This is a genomic window from Actinomadura sp. 6N118, assembly GCF_044326415.1.
Classification (GTDB): Bacteria; Actinomycetota; Actinomycetes; order Streptosporangiales; family Streptosporangiaceae; genus Spirillospora.
Genome location: NZ_JBIRAZ010000022.1, coordinates 89,816 through 106,577, shown reverse-complemented (window position 1 = coordinate 106,577; position 16,762 = coordinate 89,816). Strand labels below are relative to the sequence as shown.

The following is a 16,762-nucleotide window of genomic DNA, read 5'->3' as shown; positions in this document are numbered from 1 at the left end:
CAGGCTCATCCTATGACGCCGCGGCGCCGAGACACGTCCTAGTCCGACCGGTGGTGCAGCCGGGCGTGCTGGACGGCCAGCCGGACCGGCGCGTTGGCCGCGCCGTAGCCCCGGTAGCCGCCGAGCCGCTGGACGACCTCGAAGAAGACCCGGCCGGTGGTGACGGTGTAGAAGTGCAGGAACTCGCCGTGCTCGTCCCGGTCGTACAGCAGCCGCAGTTCACGCAGCAGCGTGTGCCGGCGGGCGCCCAGATCGTGGCGCGCCTCAAGGTCGTCGTAGTAGTTGTCCGGGATGGCCAGCGGCGCGGTGCCCGCCGTGTGCAGGCGGCGGGCCGTGGCGACGATGTCGTCGCTCGCCAGGGCGATGTGCTGCCAGGCCACGTCCGGCCTCCCGTCGGAGGCGCCGACGTAGGCGACGTTGAGGGCCATCCGGACCCGGTCGTCCGGTGTCGACACCGCGCGGCTGCGCAGCAGTCCGTACGGGTCGGGCAGTTCCAGGCTTTGGTGCGGGGACAGGCCGAGGACGCTCCGGTAGAACAGCGACGCCTCGTCGAAGTGGTGCCACGGCTGCGTCAGCGCAACATGATCGATATGGGTGATCTCGCCCGCAGCGCCCGTGGCGGTGGTGTCGCGGCGGTCCAGGCTGAAGTCGTCCAGCCAGCTGGAGTGGTCGGGTTGCGCGGTCCGGCAAAAGAACACCTCGGTGCCGTCCGGGGCCGCCACGGCGTCCAGCTGGGCGTCATGAGGGTCGCGCAGCCGCGGCAGGACCGGGGAAAGAAGCGACTCGGCGCGCTTGACCGCCGCCGCAGGGTCGGGGGACTCCAGCCCGATCGCGGTGAGGGCGGGCCCTTCCCGTCCCTCGGGGCTGCCCGCGTTCAGCAGGATCCGGGCCTCGCCCTGCTCCCACAGCTCGACCGGCTTGTGCGCGTGCACACCCGTACGGACGAACCCGAGCGCGTCGAGGATCCCGGCGAGCGGCCCACCGGCGGTGCCGATGGCCGGGGCGGCGAGCTCGGCGAACGCGAACCCGCTCGGGATCACGGCGGGCGGTGGCACGGTGAGCCGCACCGGCTTGGGGGAGTCGCCGATCGTCGTGGAGACCTGTTCCTCCAGCGCGATGAGAGAGCGCATGGCGTCCTGGGCGGTGCGCATGGACGCGGCCTGCCGGAAGATGTCGTTGAACACCTCCAGTGACAGCGGCCCGTCGTACCCCGTGCGCAGTACGTGGGAGACCAGGCCCGCCACATCCAGGTCGCCCTGCCCGGGGAAACAGCGGTAATGCCTGCTCCAGTACAGGACGTCCATCGGCAAGGACGGGGCGTCGGCCAGCTGCAGGAAGAAGATCTTCTCGCCGGGGATCGTCTCGATCGCGTAGGGATCGACGTCCCGGGCCAGGATGTGGAAACTGTCCAGGCACAGGCCCAGGTTGGGATGGTCGGCGGCGCGCACGATCCGCCACGAGTGCAGGTAGTCGTGCACATGCCGGCCCCAGGCCAGGGCCTCGTACGCGATCCGGATGCCGTGCTCGGCGGCGCGTTCGGCCAGCAGGCGCAGGTGCTCGGCGGCCAGGGCGTCGTCGTCCACGGCGGCGGGGGAGACGCTCGAACAGACCAGCAGGCAGGTCGCGCCGAGCCGTTCCATGACAGCGAACTTGTGCTCGGCGCGGTGCAGCGACCGCGCCAAAGCGCTGGGCGGGACCGCCTCGAAGTCCCGGAAGGGCTGGTAGAGCTCGATCGCCAGCCCGAGATCGGCGGCGCGGTGGCGCACGTCCTCGGGGCTCAGATCGGCGGCGATCAGATCGTTCTCGAAGATCTCGACCCCGTCGAATCCGGCCGCGCCGATGGCGGTCAGCTTGTCGGCCAGCGTGCCGCTGAGCGACACCGTCGCGATGGACCTGCGCATGGTGTGCCATGCCTCCCGGTGATCGGCGCATGAATGGACGAACTGGTTCGTTAGCCTATTTCAGCTCGTCGCGACGTCCATCGGCGAATCTCGCCAACGTCTGAGGCCTTGACATGTGACGCGCGCCACCGTGACGATATGGATGTCCGGATTAATGAACTATCTAGTACGTACGGCCCTTCCGGCCTGCGGCCCTCGCTCCCCGCCCCCGCGTCCGAGGAGACCCCGCATGAGCGACCACCCCGACGTCCCGCCGCCGGTTAGAGAGGGCCAGCCGCGCAAGGCGGCTCTAGCCGCCTGGATCGGCAGCGCCCTGGAGTACTACGACTTCTTCATCTACGGGACCGCGGCGGCCCTGGTCTTCGGCAAGGTGTTCTTCCCTGACTCCGAACCCGCCGCCGGCACCCTGCTGGCCCTGGCCACGTTCGGCGTCGGCTACCTGGCCCGTCCGGTCGGGGCGCTCGTCCTCGGTCACGTCGGCGACCGATTCGGCCGCAAGAAGGTGCTCGTCTTCACCGTCATGCTCATGGGAGTCGCGACGTTCCTTGTCGGCTGCCTGCCAACATACGCGCAGGTGGGCGTGGCCGCGCCGGTGCTCCTGGTGGTCCTCAGGCTGCTCCAGGGCCTGTCGGCGGGCGGCGAGCAGGCGGGCGCCAATTCCATGACGCTGGAGCACGCCCCCTCACACCGCCGTGCCTACTACACGAGCTTCACCCTCAACGGCACCCAGGCCGGCCAGATCCTCGCCACCGCGATCTTCCTGCCCATCGCGGTGATGCCCGAGGACCAGCTCCTGGCCTGGGGCTGGCGCATCCCGTTCTGGCTCAGCGCGGTGGTCATGATCGCCGCGTTCGTCATCCGCAGCAAGCTGGCCGAGACCCCGGTGTTCGAGGAGGAGGCCGAACGCGGCGCGGTCGCCGGCCTCCCCCTCGCCGTGTTGTTCCGCGACCACTGGGCCGATGTGCTGCGCGTCATGGTCGCCGCCGTGATCGCCTCGGTGAGCACGATCTTCACCGTCTACGCCCTCTCGTACGCGGTCAACACCATCGAGCTGAGCAAGACCCCGATGCTCTGGGTCGGTGTGCTCGCCAACGCGGCGGCGCTGCTTGCGATCCCCTTCTGGGGCAACCTGTCGGACCGGATCGGCCGCAAGCCGGTGTTCATCGCGGGCTCGCTGGGCTGCGCCGCGCTGATGTTCGGCTACCTGTGGTCGATCTCCATCGGCGCGTGGGGTCTGATCTTCTTCTTCGGCATCGTGATGTTCGGCATCGTGCACAGCGCCACCAGCGGCGTGTGGCCGGCCTTCTACGGCGAGATGTTCAGTGCCCGCGTACGCCTGTCGGGCATGGCCATCGGCACCCAGATCGGGTTCGCCATCGCCGGCTTCGCCCCCACCTTCGCCGGTGCCATCGCCGGCCCGGGCAAGGGCGCGTGGTTCGGCGTCGCGGTCGTCACCGCCGTCCTGTGCCTGGTGAACGTGGTCGCCGTGGCGACCGCGCGCGAGACCTACGACGTGCCGACCGAACGGCTGGGCGCCAAGCCCGCCGACGAGCCGGTCCGGGCGGCGGCGCCGCGCGAGAGCGTCCCGGGCAGGCCATGACAGACGTGTTCCGCGTCTACGCGATCTGCTACGGACATCGAGACGCCCGGCGCGGCCAGCACTTCCACGGCTGCGACGAACGCTGGGACGAGCCGCACCCCACCGCGTACTACGTCTGGCTCGCGGTCTCCGACCAGCACACCGTCGTGATCGACACTGGGATCTCCTCGGACCGTGCCGAGGGACTCCCTGGCCTGGACTACGTGGCCTCCCCAGTGGCGATGCTGGAGCAGATGGGCTTCGCCGCAGGCTCGGTCGACCACGTGGTGCTGACCCACCTGCACTACGACCACACCGGAACGGCCGACGCCTTCAAGGAGGCGCGGTACGTCGTGCAGCAGGCCGAGCTCGACTACTGGACCGGCCCCTGGGCCAAGCGCATTGAACGGGAACGCTGGCTGGTCAGCGACCGCGATCTGGATCACCTGCTCAAGGCCCGCGACAGGCTGTCACTCGTGGACGGAGACGCCGACGTCGTGCCCGGGCTGAGCGTGCATTTGGTCGGCGGTCACACGGCCGGAATGCAGATCGTCCGGGTGCGTACCGCCAGCGGCCACGTCGTGCTGGCCTCCGACGCGAGCCACTTCTACGAGAACGTCGAGGAGGACCGCCCGTTCGCCATCCTGCACAGCATGACCGGCATGTACGGCGCGTTCGACCGGATCAAGGAACTCGCCGACGGCCCGATCGTGCCGGGCCATGATCCCGAGGTCCTCCGCCGTTTCCCGTGCCCGCTCGGCGACCACGTCGCCACCGTGGCCTGACCCTGACAGGAGATCGATGGAGCACCTGATCGGGCTGATCGGTTCGACGATCACCACGTCGCTCAGCCCCGTCCTGCACCACCGTGAGGCGGACCACCACGGCCTGCGCTACCTCTACCGCACCATCGACATCGCCGAGCTGGGCCTGGGCGCCGAGGCCGCCGGCGACCTCGTCCGCGCCGCCCGGCGGCTCGGCTACACCGGCCTCAACATCACCCATCCGTGCAAGCAGACCGTGATCCCCCACTTGGACGAGCTGTCGCCCGACGCCGCGCGGCTCGGCGCGGTCAACACGGTGACGTTCGACGGCGACCGGGCCATCGGCCACAACACCGACTGGACAGGCTTCGCCGAGTCGTTCACCCGGGGACTGCCGGAAGCCGGAACGCAGCGGATCGTCCAGCTCGGCGCGGGCGGCGCCGGAGCCGCCGTCGCGCAGGCCCTCCTCACGCTGGGAGCCGACCAGATCACCCTGATCGACGTCCACCCGCCCCGCGCCCACGCCCTCGCAGCGGAGCTACAACGACGATTCAGCCACGCCCGCGCTCACGCAGGCGACCCCGCGGACCTGAAGGAACTCCTCAGCGGGGCCGACGGACTGGTGAACGCCACCCCGACAGGCATGGTCGCGCACCCGGGTACGCCCGTCCCCGTCGAGCTCCTGCACCCAGGCCTCTGGGTGGCGGACATCATCTACCGCCCCATGCAGACCGAACTTCTCGCCCACGCAGCAGACCTGGGATGCCGAACGCTGAACGGCGGTGGCATGGTCGTCTTCCAAGCCGCCCACGCCTTCCGCCTCTTCACCGGGCGCGTCCCCGACCCAGAACGCATGCTCGCTCACCTGGCCGACCTCGTCACCACCTGAAGGACGCGATCTCTGCGTTCGTCTGGAACGTCGTCAAGAGGAGATAGCGCGGCTCCTGGCCCGGTTTCTTGCGATGTTCCGTATCTTTCGTGTCCTGCCGTTCTCGGCAAGCTGGGTGAGTATCGGCAGGGAGGTTGATTTGGTGGCGATGAGGCGCTGCATCCAGTCTGTGGCGTCTGTCAATCCGTCGTCAAGCGGTTCTCGGCCGGACTTGATGGTCAAGTAGATCGTCCAGTCGTTGATGCGGCGGTGCACGAAACTGCGGTTTCCTTCCGCCCTGAGCAGTTCTATTTCTGGGGTGATTCCAGCTGCCCACTGTTGGAACTCGGTCGGATCGGCCGCCCTCATGGCGATGGTGTCCACGAGCTGGACAACCGCTGTTTTGGATACCAGTTCAACGGGGTCTCGCACGATCGTGGCCACGATTGCGCGGTCCTTGTCACGGCGTTGTGAAGCGGTGGCCACGGCAATTATTTTTTGATACGCGTGCGAACGTACATGTTCGTCCTGGACGGCCTCTTCGATATCCACGTCAAGGATTTCGGCGTCTGCGAGCAAGGCAGCCAGGTCGGCGCGTAGCGTCATTCGCTAATCATGCCTGAAGGTAGCTGAGTGGAAACGTGGGTGGGTGTTGAGAGCGGACTCTCAACACCCACCGGGGGATGGCTCGGTCAAGCGGCAAGGTAGGCCGTCAGGCTGTCGAGGAGGAAGTTGCTGCCCTGCTCGGACTGGTCCCGGTCTTCGGCGGTGTCGAAGGTCTGGGAGAGAGTGATCTGGGTGGTGTCGCCGTTGGCGGCGAGGTCGAGGTTCATGAGGACGGGCTCGTCGCGGCCGGGCACGTTCATGCCCATGACGAGGCGCTTGTTGTCCACGACCTCGACGTAGCTGCCCGACAGCGGGATGCGGGTGCCGTCGGGGATCACCATGACCGAGCTCCAGGCGCCGCCGGGGCGGACGTCCAGCACGACCTCTTCGGCACTGGCCCACGTGCTGTAGCTGTCGGCGATGGTCCAGGCCTGCCAGACCTTGTCGGCCGGGGCGTTCAGGGTGCGGGTGATGGTGTAGTCGAAGCCGGCGGTGCTCATAACGATTCTCCTTGAGAGGGCCCCGGTGGGGCGGGTCAACGAGATCTACGATATAGTCAAGATTCGTGACAATCAAGAACCTTGGCTAAAAATCCCGGGAGAAGATGAACGTGTCCAACACTGGGGAGCCGGACTTGGGGATGCTGATCGGCAGCCTGGGCCGCTCGCTGCAGGAAGAGCTGTTCGCCAAGCTGGCCGAGCGGGGACATCCCTCGGTGCGGCCGCGGCACGGCACCGTGCTGGCATACCTGCCCGCGTCCGGCGTCCGCGCCACCGAACTCTCCCAGCGCTCGGGCCAGCACAAGCAGATCGTCGGAGTCATCGTCGACGAGCTGGTCGAACTCGGATATGTGCGCCGGGAACCCGACCCCAGCGACCGGCGCGCCAAACTCGTCGTCCCCACCGAGGCGGGGCTGGACGAGATCAGCACCGCCCGCGCCATCCTCGCCGACATCGAACGGCGTCACCGCAGAGATCTGGGAGACGAGACCTACCAGGTCTTCAAGGCCGCGCTCGAACAGATCATGCGCTCCCAGCAGTCCTGGCGGCAGCACTGACCACCGCGCCGCGGGGCCGGGGAGGGTACCGCGGCGGTGAAGCGCTCCCACTTATTCCGGTCGGTCGTCGTCGGGGATGACCAGGCCGGTGAGGAACCACGCCTCGATGGTCTCGCCGACGGTCACCATCGCCCGCCCGTCGGCGGTGAACGAGACGACCTGGCGGTTCGGGTCCGCCCACAGCGTCCGCGCGGCGGAGTCGAAGAGCGCCGAGCCCTTGTCCGCCGTCACGAAGGCGTACGGGCCGCGGTCGGTCCACACGGCGCGTGTCCCGGAGGTGGCGACGACCGAGTTCGTGTCGATCTCGACCGGAAGCTCCGCTGGCCGGATCAGCTCACCGGCGGCGGGGGAGGAGCCGAGGGTCAGCAACTGGACGGCCGGTCCGGCGTCGTCGGCCGTGGCGCCCACGGCGAATGCTGAGGTCCCGTCAGGGGCCATGACGATGGCGTTCACAATGCTCAGCTTGGTCGGGACATCGGCTTGCACGCCGCCGCTGTCGACCTCGCGGACCACCACGCGGCCGTTGGGCGCCGTGTGCGCCAGCAGCTGGCCTCTCGCGTCCAGGGCGACGGGGCCGAACGACTCCTGCTCTGCCGGGACGCTGAGCACCACCCGGCCCGTCTCCGCCTCCAGGACGGTGATCCGGCCCGACCCGCAGGTACCGATGGCCACTCGCCTGCCGTCACCGCTGAAGCCGATCCGGACGATGTCGTCCAGGCCGACGCTCTCGTCGTCCTCGTAATCGTCCTCGTCCTCGTCTTCGTCCTCAGATCCGGAGCGCTCCGGCAGGGTCCACAGTTCGTCCCCGGTCTCGGCGGACCACGCGTGCAGGCGGCCCTCGACGGACGTCACCACGATTCGTCCGTCCGGGCTGACCTGCATGTCGTGGGGCTCGTCGTGATAGTCGCCTCCGTTGAGGAACCAGGTCACCCGGCCTCTCTCAACGGTGCTCCAGCGGATGATGTCGCCGCCGTTGTGATGCCACTCGGCTGCGGCGCCCAAAGCCACCCAGGACAGGTCGGAAGGCGCCGCCACCGCGGTTGCCCCGTAGCTGAAGGACGCCTCGTCGAAACCCTCGTCCTCGTCCTCGTCAACGTGAAGGTTGCCGAGATGGCGCACGCCGGCGAGGGAGTGATGCGGGCGGACGTCGCCCGCCGTCCACTGGGCCCACCAGTCGTCCGGCATGGGGCGCTGCTGCGCGGGCCAGGCCAGTACCCGGGGCGCGATCGCGGCCAGCTGCTCCTCGTCCAAATCGGCAAGACGCAGGCACACCTCATGCCAGACCTCCTTTGCCGGGCGGGCGTTCAGCAGGTCGTGAAGGGAGCTCGTCACGGCGGGTCCTACTCGGTGCGGAGGTCATGGAAGAGGGTGGGCGTGCACGCCGTCGTCGGGAGAAGCGATCACGAGCGTGCGGCCATCGGGAGTGAGCGTGGCGGCGATCCGCGGACCGGGAACGTCGACCGAGAGGACGGCGGACGCGGTGGCGATGTTCCAGACGGTGACGCGGTCCGGATCCACGATCGGGACGCGCGGTTCGGCACCGCACCATATGGGCCGCAGGTTGATCCGGCCGACGCGTTCACCGGTCGGCAGGACCACGGGTTCCGGGTCGCCGACCGGGTCGTTCAGGTCGATGACCGTGGCGACCGTCTGGTCCGGCCGGGCGCCCACGACGGCGAGGGCGGCACCGTCCGGGCTGAACGCCAGACCGTTCGCCCACTGGATGCCGGTACGGTGCTCGGCGTACGATCCGCTGCCGACCTTCTGGACGACGATTCCCTCGTCCTCCTTCCAGAACGTGCGCCGAGGCCGGCAGAAGGCCAGGCGTGATCCATCGGCGCTCAGGGCGACGGTTCCCTCGCCCTCCACCCGGTCGTCGTAGTCGAGGTCCTTGAAGACCTTCCCGATGTCGTGGCGGACGCTCCGGGTCTGCGCGTCCCAGACGACGACGTTACGGGTGAACGCGTTGGACGTGGCGAACGACGGACCGCCGACCGAGACCTGGGCAAGGGGAAGGTCGAGCGATCCGCCGCTCCCGGCCATGCCCAGCCGCCACCGCTCACCGGAGCCGTCAAGCGGCCAGCGGCAGATCGAGTTGCCGCTGACCATGGCGGTCAGCGCCGATCCGCCGGGATCGAACAGGAGATCGCGGACTTCCCTGCGATCGGGCACGGCCAGGCGGGCCACGACCCCGTCCGCCAGCACCAGCACCTCAGTGAGCTCCCGGAACCACGGGGCGGCCGTCGCGACCGCCGTCCGGCTCAGGTCCGCGGTGACCGCGACCGCAGTGATCCGCTGCGGAACGGGTGAACGCGCCGGGAGGGGACGCGGCGTCTCCAGATCTTCGGGCGCCCCGAGCCGCCGCACCGCCATGCCCTCTCCGTCCGGTCGTGGTGATCAACAAGAGACGCCCGAGAGTCTAGAGATCGTCACCGGCGAATCGCAGGCCGTCACGGAATCCGAGACGTCGTGATCTGGTCGGCGGTGCACACGTCAGCAGGAGTAGGGGCGCAAGGAGCGGGTCATCGCCACGCCGTCCGCCGGATTGTCGTTCACGTACTTCGTCGCGACGATCTCGGTCGGTGCGGCGCCCCGCTCGACCCAGCGCGTGAGAGGAGTCAGCGCGTCGAAGACGTTCGGGCCCGGACCGGAGCCGCAGTGGGTCATGCCGGGCGCCATGAACAGCCGGGCGAACTCCCGGGTTTGCCTGAGAGCTTCGCGGCTGTACCTGCGTGTGGGTGAGGTGGTTCGAACGACCTGGCGGTAGTAGTCGATGGTGTCGTAGGCGGAAACGACCGGATCGGCCCAGCCCGCGTACATGATGAGCTTGCCGCCGTGGCGTCTGAACGGCGTCAGGTCCGGGTCGGTGGCGTCGATGATCGACCCGAGCTTCTGCCGTGCGATGCGGACGTCTCGGTGGAAGTCGAATTTCCACCAGTTCCAATCGGGATCGTTGAACACCCAGTAGCGCCAGAAGTTCGCCCGGGCAGGCTCGGTGGTCCCCCAGTACCGGCTCCATCCTTGCCGCACGTTCCCGGACGCGTCCACCACAGGGGCCTCGCTGCCGACCGGCCATCCCGGGTAGACCTGCTTGCCGGTACGCGGATCGCGGGCGCCGCCGTACATCTGCCGCACCGCCCGGACCTGCTGCTTCGTCAGGCAAGCGGGAGTGTCGCCGTCCCGGCACTGGAGCACCGCCGGATCGAACGAGCAACGGTGCGGGTCGGTGAGGAAGCCATCGGTCGCTTCGCCGCCGTCCTTGCCCCGGCACTGCCTGACGGCCGCGTTCGTCAGGAGTGGCAGCTTGGCCGGCGGAATGATCGGATCCGCGTTGTTGCCGGGTGTGTGGTTCTGGAGGAACTGCCAGAGGAAGCCGGCGTTGAGAGCGACGCGGTTGCTGCCGGGGGCTCCAGCCACGATGCCGTCGAAGTCGCCGGGGTAGCGCTGCGCTTCCATGAGCCCCTGGTGGCCGCCGGTCGAGCAGCCGACGAAATAGGCGTAGCGCGGCCTGGAGCCGGTGTAAGCCCGGACGATCAGCTTGGCGTTGACGATCGTTTCATGGACGGCGCGGTGCCCCCAGTCCACGATGATCTCCGGGTTGGCGGCGCCTTGAACGAAGACGTCCGGGTCATCGCCGGTGTGACCCGTGTCGGTCCCGACCGTTGCGTAACCGGCCGACAGCAGCGGTCCGCCCAGGGACGGGAAGTCGATGGCCGAGCTGTAGCCGCCGTTGCCGAACATCACCACCCGCTGGTTCCATCCCCGCAGCGGCATCCATACTTCGAAGCCGATCCGGGAGCCGGGCACCGGCCGGGCCACACCGTGGACCCGGCAGAACGCGGGCACGGACGGCAGGACCCGGCCGTCCGGAGCCGTAAATCGTCCCGCGGGCACCTGTTCGGCGATGGTGATGGTCGCGTTGGGCAATGATGCGGCGGCCAGGCGCTCGCAATTCCGGGCGGCATCGGGCCGGGCCGCCGCTGAGGGTGCATGCGCGAGAAACGCCGTTGAAAGCAGGGCGATGACCGCCGCAAGTCTGCTGAGCCTGGTCAACTCATGTCCTTCCATACATCGCGACAGCTGCGGATGGCGGTCAGGCGCTGGGTAGGACGGTCAGTTCCGCGTACGAGCCGCGGGCGCCGACCTTGAGGCCGACCTGGCCGGCCGGTGCGTCGGAGTCGATCTCCGGGTGGTCGTCGCTGGAGACGGTGATGCGAAGACGGTGTCCGTTCTTCAGCCGGTAGTGGGTGGGCCACACGTGGACCCGCAGGCCGGTGGTCAGGCCCGGGGTGACCGGGACCGCCCGGCGGTGCCCGTGACGGTGGCTCGCCTTGAGCCAGCCTTCGGTCACCCTGGTCGCGGTGCCGTCAGGGGCGATGTCGGACACGATGACCGCGATGTTGCCGTCCCGGGCGGTGAACGACGCCTTGACGGTGGTCTCGATGTCGCCGGCGAGCACCAGGTCGTGCCGCAGTGGGTCGGTCTGGAAGACGAGCCGCTCGTCGGGGGCGGCTGGGGTCTGCTCGGTGTTGACGGTGAAAGTGGCCGCGCCGGGACGTCCGGGAGCCCTGTCGAGACCTCCGTTTCGAGTAAAGGCCAAGCGCAGGGCCCGGGCACCGGGCGGCGGCCAGTCGGGATACTGCCGCCATCCCGTACCTGCCCCAGGGCCGGGGGTCTCGTACGAGGTGATCTTCGCCCGGGGGAGGGGAGCGGTGGTGTCGTGCCGCAGCCACCGATCCCACCAGGCGAGATAGGCGCCGGGACCGATATCGGCGTACTGCTTCGCGGGGTAGCCGTGCTTCCAGGGGCCCGACACCAGCCAGACGTTGTCCTTGGCGGCCAGATAGTTCTTGACCATGCCGTCGCGGTAGCGGTCGTACCAGCCGTTGATCTCCAAGGTGGGGACGGTGAGCCGGTGCCGGCGCGACTTGACGCTGCGGTCCTGCCAGAAGCGGTCGTAGAGCGGATGATCGGCATAGGTGGTCAACGTGTCCGGGGCCACGGACTGCTGCCACGGGCGGATCCTGGGCGAGTAGATGCCGCCTCGGTAGATGGTGTTCTCGTACCAGTCATGCAGGCCGTTGACCGGAATGATGGCCTTGAGGTGCGGCGGCTGGTTGACCGCGACCAGCAGGGACGAGTGGCCGCCGTAGCTGACGCCCATCTGGCCGACGCTGCCGGTGGACCACGGCTGGGCGGCGAGCCACTCGATGACGTCGTAGTTGTCGCGCTGCTCCTGCGGGCCGAACGGATCGACGCGGCCGGGTGACTCGCCCGAACCACGGGTGGTGCACACCAGGCCGTTGTAGCCGCGCTGGGCGAAGTACGCCGCTTGTACGCCGAACGACTCGGCCTGGTCGGCGTAGGCGGTGTAGTCGAGGATGAGGCCGGGATGACGTCCCGGGGCGGCCCCCTGCGGGCCTCCTGGACGGTAGAGGTCGCACGCGATGAAACTGCCGTCGCGCACCGGAACGCGCACGTCCGTGCGGCTGACGCCGTACTGAGCGGGCCGGTCGTAGGTGAAGAACGGATCGGTGGGGACCCCGGCGGGCGGAGGAGAGGCCGCGGTCGCCGGCGGGGGAGAGGCCGCGGCGGCTGGAGCCGGTCCGGCGGCCACCGCCGTGAGCGCGGCCGTCACGGCGACCGCCAGGACGCCTTGTCTCAGGCGTCGACCCGTATACGCCGTTCCAGTGCAGGTCGGGGGGCGCGCTCGCATCCTGTCGGCCTCCTCGCTGATCGCGGGGCACCCGGCATCCGGGTCCGCACGGACCATAGATTCGGCCGACCGGAGGGGGCCAACATCAATGACAAATGGATTGATGCGCTCCTGTCATACCTGCTGGTTGTGGGCGTGGCTGTCAGCCGGTCTTCCAGTTCGCGCCTTCTGGAAGGGGCGACCTCGTCTCCGGACCCGCCTCCAGCAATTCCATGAAGTGCCTGACCACCGGGGCCTGCGGCCGCAGCGGGTCGAACATGACGCCGATAGGGCGGGTGAGCGCGGGATGCGCCAGCCGGCGCCGGTCGAGTCGGGCGAATTCGATGAGCGGGAGCACAAGCCCTGGGACGGCCGACACCCCGAGACCCGCCGCGGCCAGCCCGGCGACGGCAGCGATGTTGCGAGCCTCGGTGATGGGGCCGAGCCGCACCCTCGCCTCGCGCAGCGCACGGTCGGCGAAGACCCGCACGCTGCTGGCCTGGTCGAACGCGATGAACGCCTCGTCGGCCAGCTCCGCCCAGGCGATCGGCTCCCGTTCCACGGCGATCGGCTCCCGCTCCAGGGCGATCGGCCCCCGCTCCTGCCCGTCGTCGGCTTTGGCGAAGCGGTGACCTTGGGGGAACACGCAGTAGAAGTGGTCGACGGCGATCTGGCGGAAACCCAGCGTCTCGGGTGGGCCGGTGAGCACGGTCACCGCCAGGTCCACTTGCCCCGTACGCACTCGATCAAGGACCTGGCCGAGCAGGCCGTCCTCGATGTGGATCCGTACGTCCGGATGGTCCTGGCGGAACCGGGACACGATCGTCGGCAGGAGCGTGGCGGCCAGCGAGGGCAGTGTCGCGATCCGGACCAGCCCGCGGGTGCCGGCCAGGAAGCCGCTGAAGTGGTTGATGCCGCGGTCGAACTCGGCCACGACCCGTTCGGCGACGTCCGCGAACTCCCGGCCGGCGGGGGTCAGCAGCACCCGGCGGGTGGTGCGTTCGAACAGCGTGATGCCGACCCTGCGTTCCACTTCGGCGACCGTACGGCTGAGCGAGGACTGGGCGAGCCGCATCTGTTCGCCTGCCGCGGTGAAACTACCCTCGCGGGCGACCGACAGCACGACGCGCAATTGCTGGATGGTCAGATCCATGCGTTCCCCAGATACATGCGTTATCTACATCAAACTATGTGGAATTGATGTTGGACACACAAGAGTGGCTCACCTCACACTCGCTGGCAACCCTTAACCGAGGAGGTGGGCTCATGGTCGCCACGCTGGGCTTTGTCACCGTCGGGCTGTTTCTGGCCCTGACACTCACGCGGCGGGTCTCGGTCCTGCTGGCGCTCGTGCTGGTACCGATCGGGACCGCGCTGGCAGGCGGCTTCGCCGGCGAGCTCGGCGACATGATCGCCAAAGGCGTGGTGAAGGTCGCGCCGGTGGCCGTCATGATCACCTTCGCGGTGCTGTACTTCAGCCTGATGCTCGAGACCGGGCTGTTCGATCCGGTGATCCGGGGTGTCCTGCGCTATGCCAAGGGCGACCCGATGAAGATCACCGTCGGCACCGCGGTGCTGACGCTGGTGGTCGCCCTGGACGGCGACGGCGCCTCCACGTTCCTCATCACCGTGTCCGCGCTGCTGCCGATCTACCAGCGGCTGGGCATGCGGCCACTGGTCCTCACCGGCGTGGTGTGCATGGGCGCCGGGGTGATGAACATGGTGCCCTGGGGCGGTCCCACAGCCCGCGCCATGGCCGCGCTCAAGATGGACAGCTCCGACATCTTCCACCCCGTGCTGCCCGCCATGATCGCCGGGATCGCCTGGGTGCTGCTGGCCGCCTACTTCATCGGGCGCCGCGAACGGGCCAGGCTGCTGGAGGAGGGCGTCGAGCTGCCCGATGCCGAGACCGGGGTGCCCGCCTCGGGGCCGGGCACCCCCCGCGCCGACGAGCTCCGGGCGCCCCTCGACGTGCGGTTCTGGATCAACCTGGTGCTGACCGTCGTGCTGATCGTGGCGCTGGTCATGGAGCTGATGCCGCTCGAGGTGCTGTTCGCCGTGGCGTTCGCGGTGGCCCTCGTGATCAACCGGCCGAGCTGGACCCAGCAGCAGGAGCTCCTGGAGCGGCACGGGGCGAACGTCGTGCTCGTCACCACGATGATCTTCGCCGCCGGAGTCTTCACCGGCATCCTCAGCGGCACCAAGATGGTCACCGAGATGGCCGAGGCGATCGTGTCGATCGTTCCCGACGGGACCGGCGGCATCCTGCCGGTGGCGACGGCCGTGACGAGCATGCCGCTCAGCCTGGTGTTCACGCCGGACGCCTACTACTACGGCGTCATGCCCGTGGTCGCCGAGACCAGCGCCGGGCTGGGCGGGGATCCGGCCGAGATCGCCCGGGCGGCCGTGCTCGGGCAGATGACCACCGGGTTCCCGCTCAGCCCGCTCACCGCCTCCACGTTCATCCTCCTCGGGATGGCGAAGGTCGATCTCGGCGCCCACCAGCGGTTCATCTTCGGCTGGGCGTTCGGCACCACGCTGGTCATGACCGTGGTCGCCCTGCTCACCGGCGCCATCTCGATCTGACCGACACATCTCGGGGGTTCCATGTCAACGCACGACGGCCGCGCGGCAACGCACAACGGCCGGACGGCAACGCACAAAGGCCGGACGGCAACGCTCAACGGCCGGACGGCCATGCGGATCGGCTGTGGCGCCGGCTTCGCCGGCGATCGCATCCCGCCCGCCGTCGACCTGCTCGAACGCGGTGACCTCGACGTCCTGGTCCTGGAATGCCTGGCCGAACGGACCATCGCCCTCGGCCAGCGGCGGCGCCTGCAGGATCCCGGGCACGGCTACGACCCGCGCCTGCGGGCGCGGCTCAGCGCACTGCTGCCCGCGGCGGCACGCCAGGGTGTGCCGATCGTCAGCAACATGGGCGCGGCCAACCCGCGTGCCGCCGGTGTCGCGGCCAGGGCGCTCGCCGACGAGCTCGGGCTGAACGATCTGCGAGTGGCCGTGGTCACCGGGGACGACGTTCTCGACCGGATCGATCTGCAGGCCCCGGCCCTGGAGGACGGCCGGCCGCTCGCCGAGCACGGCCCGGTCATCTCCGCCAACGCCTACCTCGGCGCCGACGCCCTGCTCCCCGCCCTCGCGGCCGGCGCCGATGTCGTCCTCACCGGCCGGGTCGCCGACCCCTCGCTGTTCCTGGCACCGCTCGCGTACGGGCTGGGCTGGGACCCGGACGACTGGCCGCGCATGGCCGCCGGCACCCTCGTCGGCCACCTGCTGGAATGCGCCGGCCAGATCACCGGCGGCTACTTCGCCGACCCCGGGCACAAGGACGTCCCCGACCTGGCCGACCTTGGCTTTCCGTACGCCGACATCGATGCCGACGGCACGGCGACCATCGGCAAGCCACCCGGCACCGGCGGGATCGTCTCCCGCGCCACCGTGCGCGAGCAACTGCTGTACGAGGTCACCGACCCGACCGCCTACGTGACCCCGGACGTCGTTCTCGACCTGCGCGGCGTCACCGTCGACGAGGCCCGCCCCGGCACCGTCCTCGTACGCGGCGCCGCGGGCCGCCCCCGCCCCGGCACGCTCAAGGTCAGCGTCGGCTACCACGCCGGTCATCGCGCCGAGGCCGAGATCTCCTACGCAGGACCGAACGCCCGGCGCCGCGCCGAGCTCGCGGGTGAGATCGTGACCGCCCGGCTCGCCGCCACCGGCCTGCGCCTGCGCACCGACGTGACCGGAACCGAGGAGTGCCGCCTGCGGGTCGCCGCCCTGACGTCCTCGCCCGAACGTGCCGACGACGTCTGCTTCGAGGTCGAGGCGCTCTACACCAATGGGCCTGCGGGCGGCGGCGGAGTCCGCACGAACGTCACCGACGTCATCGGCATCGTCTCGACCATGCTGCCCCGCGACGCCATCACGCCCCGAACCGAGATCCTGGAGACTGCTCATGCGCGCGAAACTGCATGACATCGCCCACGCTCGTACGGGCGACAAGGGCGACACATCGACCCTGTCGGTCTTCCCCTACCGCGATGAGCACTACCTGGACCTTGTCAGGGAGCTGACCTCCGAGGCGGTCCGCCGCCATCTGAGCACCCACATCCGCGGCGAGGTGATCCGCTACGAACTGCCGAACGTGTGCGCCCTTCAGTTCGTCTGCCGCCGATCGCTCGACGGCGGCGTCACCACCTCGCTGGCCCTCGACACCCATGGCAAGAGCCTGAGCTCCCGCCTCCTCTCCCTGGAGATCGATCTCCCCTGACCTGGCC

Annotated in this window: 15 protein-coding genes; 7 read left to right on the top strand and 8 right to left on the bottom strand. The window is 69.3% G+C overall.

What is annotated here, in order from left to right; genetic code table 11:
* Positions 1-38: 38 nt before the first annotated feature.
* Complete coding sequence (locus ACH34W_RS42250) at positions 39-1,901, bottom strand: bifunctional sugar phosphate isomerase/epimerase/4-hydroxyphenylpyruvate dioxygenase family protein (RefSeq protein WP_395966842.1); 1,863 nt, start codon at positions 1,899-1,901, stop codon at positions 39-41.
* Between the two features lie 229 nt (positions 1,902-2,130).
* Between ACH34W_RS42250 and ACH34W_RS42245 the strand changes: the two genes are divergently transcribed.
* Genes ACH34W_RS42245 through ACH34W_RS42235 form a run of 3 tightly spaced genes read left to right on the top strand, consistent with a single transcriptional unit; the run spans position 2,131 to position 5,133 of the window.
* Entirely contained in the window at positions 2,131-3,501 is a 1,371-nt protein-coding gene (locus ACH34W_RS42245; protein WP_395966841.1) for an MFS transporter, read from the top strand.
* Positions 3,498-4,265, top strand: a complete 768-nt coding sequence (locus ACH34W_RS42240) for an N-acyl homoserine lactonase family protein (RefSeq protein ID WP_395966840.1) — start codon at positions 3,498-3,500, stop codon at positions 4,263-4,265. Before ACH34W_RS42245 ends, ACH34W_RS42240 begins: the two co-directional genes overlap by 4 nt.
* Positions 4,266-4,281: 16 nt before the next feature.
* A complete protein-coding gene (locus ACH34W_RS42235; protein ID WP_395966839.1) occupies positions 4,282-5,133 on the top strand; it encodes a shikimate dehydrogenase in 852 nt (283 codons plus the stop codon).
* Between the two features lie 33 nt (positions 5,134-5,166).
* On the opposite strand, the gene ACH34W_RS42230 is transcribed toward ACH34W_RS42235, so the two are convergent.
* Both ACH34W_RS42230 and ACH34W_RS42225 read right to left on the bottom strand, forming a co-directional pair.
* Positions 5,167-5,718, bottom strand: a complete 552-nt coding sequence (locus tag ACH34W_RS42230; RefSeq protein ID WP_395966838.1) for a hypothetical protein — start codon at positions 5,716-5,718, stop codon at positions 5,167-5,169.
* Between the two features lie 86 nt (positions 5,719-5,804).
* Positions 5,805-6,218: an SRPBCC domain-containing protein gene (locus ACH34W_RS42225; RefSeq protein ID WP_395966837.1), complete on the bottom strand. Its 414-nt coding sequence runs from the start codon at positions 6,216-6,218 to the stop codon at positions 5,805-5,807.
* Positions 6,219-6,328: 110 nt separating this feature from the next.
* Between ACH34W_RS42225 and ACH34W_RS42220 the strand changes: the two genes are divergently transcribed.
* Positions 6,329-6,775, top strand: a complete 447-nt coding sequence (locus ACH34W_RS42220; RefSeq protein ID WP_395966836.1) for a MarR family winged helix-turn-helix transcriptional regulator — start codon at positions 6,329-6,331, stop codon at positions 6,773-6,775.
* A 51-nt stretch (positions 6,776-6,826) separates the two neighbouring features.
* On the opposite strand, the gene ACH34W_RS42215 is transcribed toward ACH34W_RS42220, so the two are convergent.
* The 5 genes from ACH34W_RS42215 to ACH34W_RS42195 form a co-directional block, all read right to left on the bottom strand.
* Complete coding sequence (locus ACH34W_RS42215; RefSeq protein WP_395966835.1) at positions 6,827-8,107, bottom strand: WD40 repeat domain-containing protein; 1,281 nt, start codon at positions 8,105-8,107, stop codon at positions 6,827-6,829.
* Between the two features lie 24 nt (positions 8,108-8,131).
* Complete coding sequence (locus ACH34W_RS42210) at positions 8,132-9,148, bottom strand: WD40 repeat domain-containing protein (protein WP_395966834.1); 1,017 nt, start codon at positions 9,146-9,148, stop codon at positions 8,132-8,134.
* A 120-nt stretch (positions 9,149-9,268) separates the two neighbouring features.
* Positions 9,269-10,828, bottom strand: a complete 1,560-nt coding sequence (locus ACH34W_RS42205) for a tannase/feruloyl esterase family alpha/beta hydrolase (protein ID WP_395966833.1) — start codon at positions 10,826-10,828, stop codon at positions 9,269-9,271.
* Positions 10,829-10,868: 40 nt separating this feature from the next.
* Positions 10,869-12,491, bottom strand: a complete 1,623-nt coding sequence (locus tag ACH34W_RS42200; RefSeq protein WP_395966832.1) for a CocE/NonD family hydrolase — start codon at positions 12,489-12,491, stop codon at positions 10,869-10,871.
* 142 nt (positions 12,492-12,633) lie between these two features.
* Positions 12,634-13,623 (bottom strand): LysR family transcriptional regulator, encoded by a 990-nt coding sequence (locus tag ACH34W_RS42195; protein ID WP_395966831.1) that lies wholly within the window; start codon positions 13,621-13,623, stop codon positions 12,634-12,636.
* Positions 13,624-13,736: 113 nt separating this feature from the next.
* Here ACH34W_RS42195 and ACH34W_RS42190 point away from each other — a divergent pair, with 113 nt between their 5' ends.
* Genes ACH34W_RS42190 through ACH34W_RS42180 form a run of 3 tightly spaced genes read left to right on the top strand, consistent with a single transcriptional unit; the run spans position 13,737 to position 16,755 of the window.
* Positions 13,737-15,056, top strand: coding sequence for a CitMHS family transporter (locus tag ACH34W_RS42190; RefSeq protein WP_395966830.1), 1,320 nt, complete (start codon positions 13,737-13,739; stop codon positions 15,054-15,056).
* 21 nt (positions 15,057-15,077) lie between these two features.
* Complete coding sequence (locus ACH34W_RS42185; RefSeq protein WP_395966829.1) at positions 15,078-16,460, top strand: acyclic terpene utilization AtuA family protein; 1,383 nt, start codon at positions 15,078-15,080, stop codon at positions 16,458-16,460.
* The gene (locus ACH34W_RS42180) at positions 16,441-16,755 is read left to right on the top strand and encodes a hypothetical protein (protein WP_395966828.1); all 315 of its coding nucleotides are present in this window, start codon (positions 16,441-16,443) and stop codon (positions 16,753-16,755) included. Before ACH34W_RS42185 ends, ACH34W_RS42180 begins: the two co-directional genes overlap by 20 nt.
* Positions 16,756-16,762 lie beyond the last annotated feature (7 nt).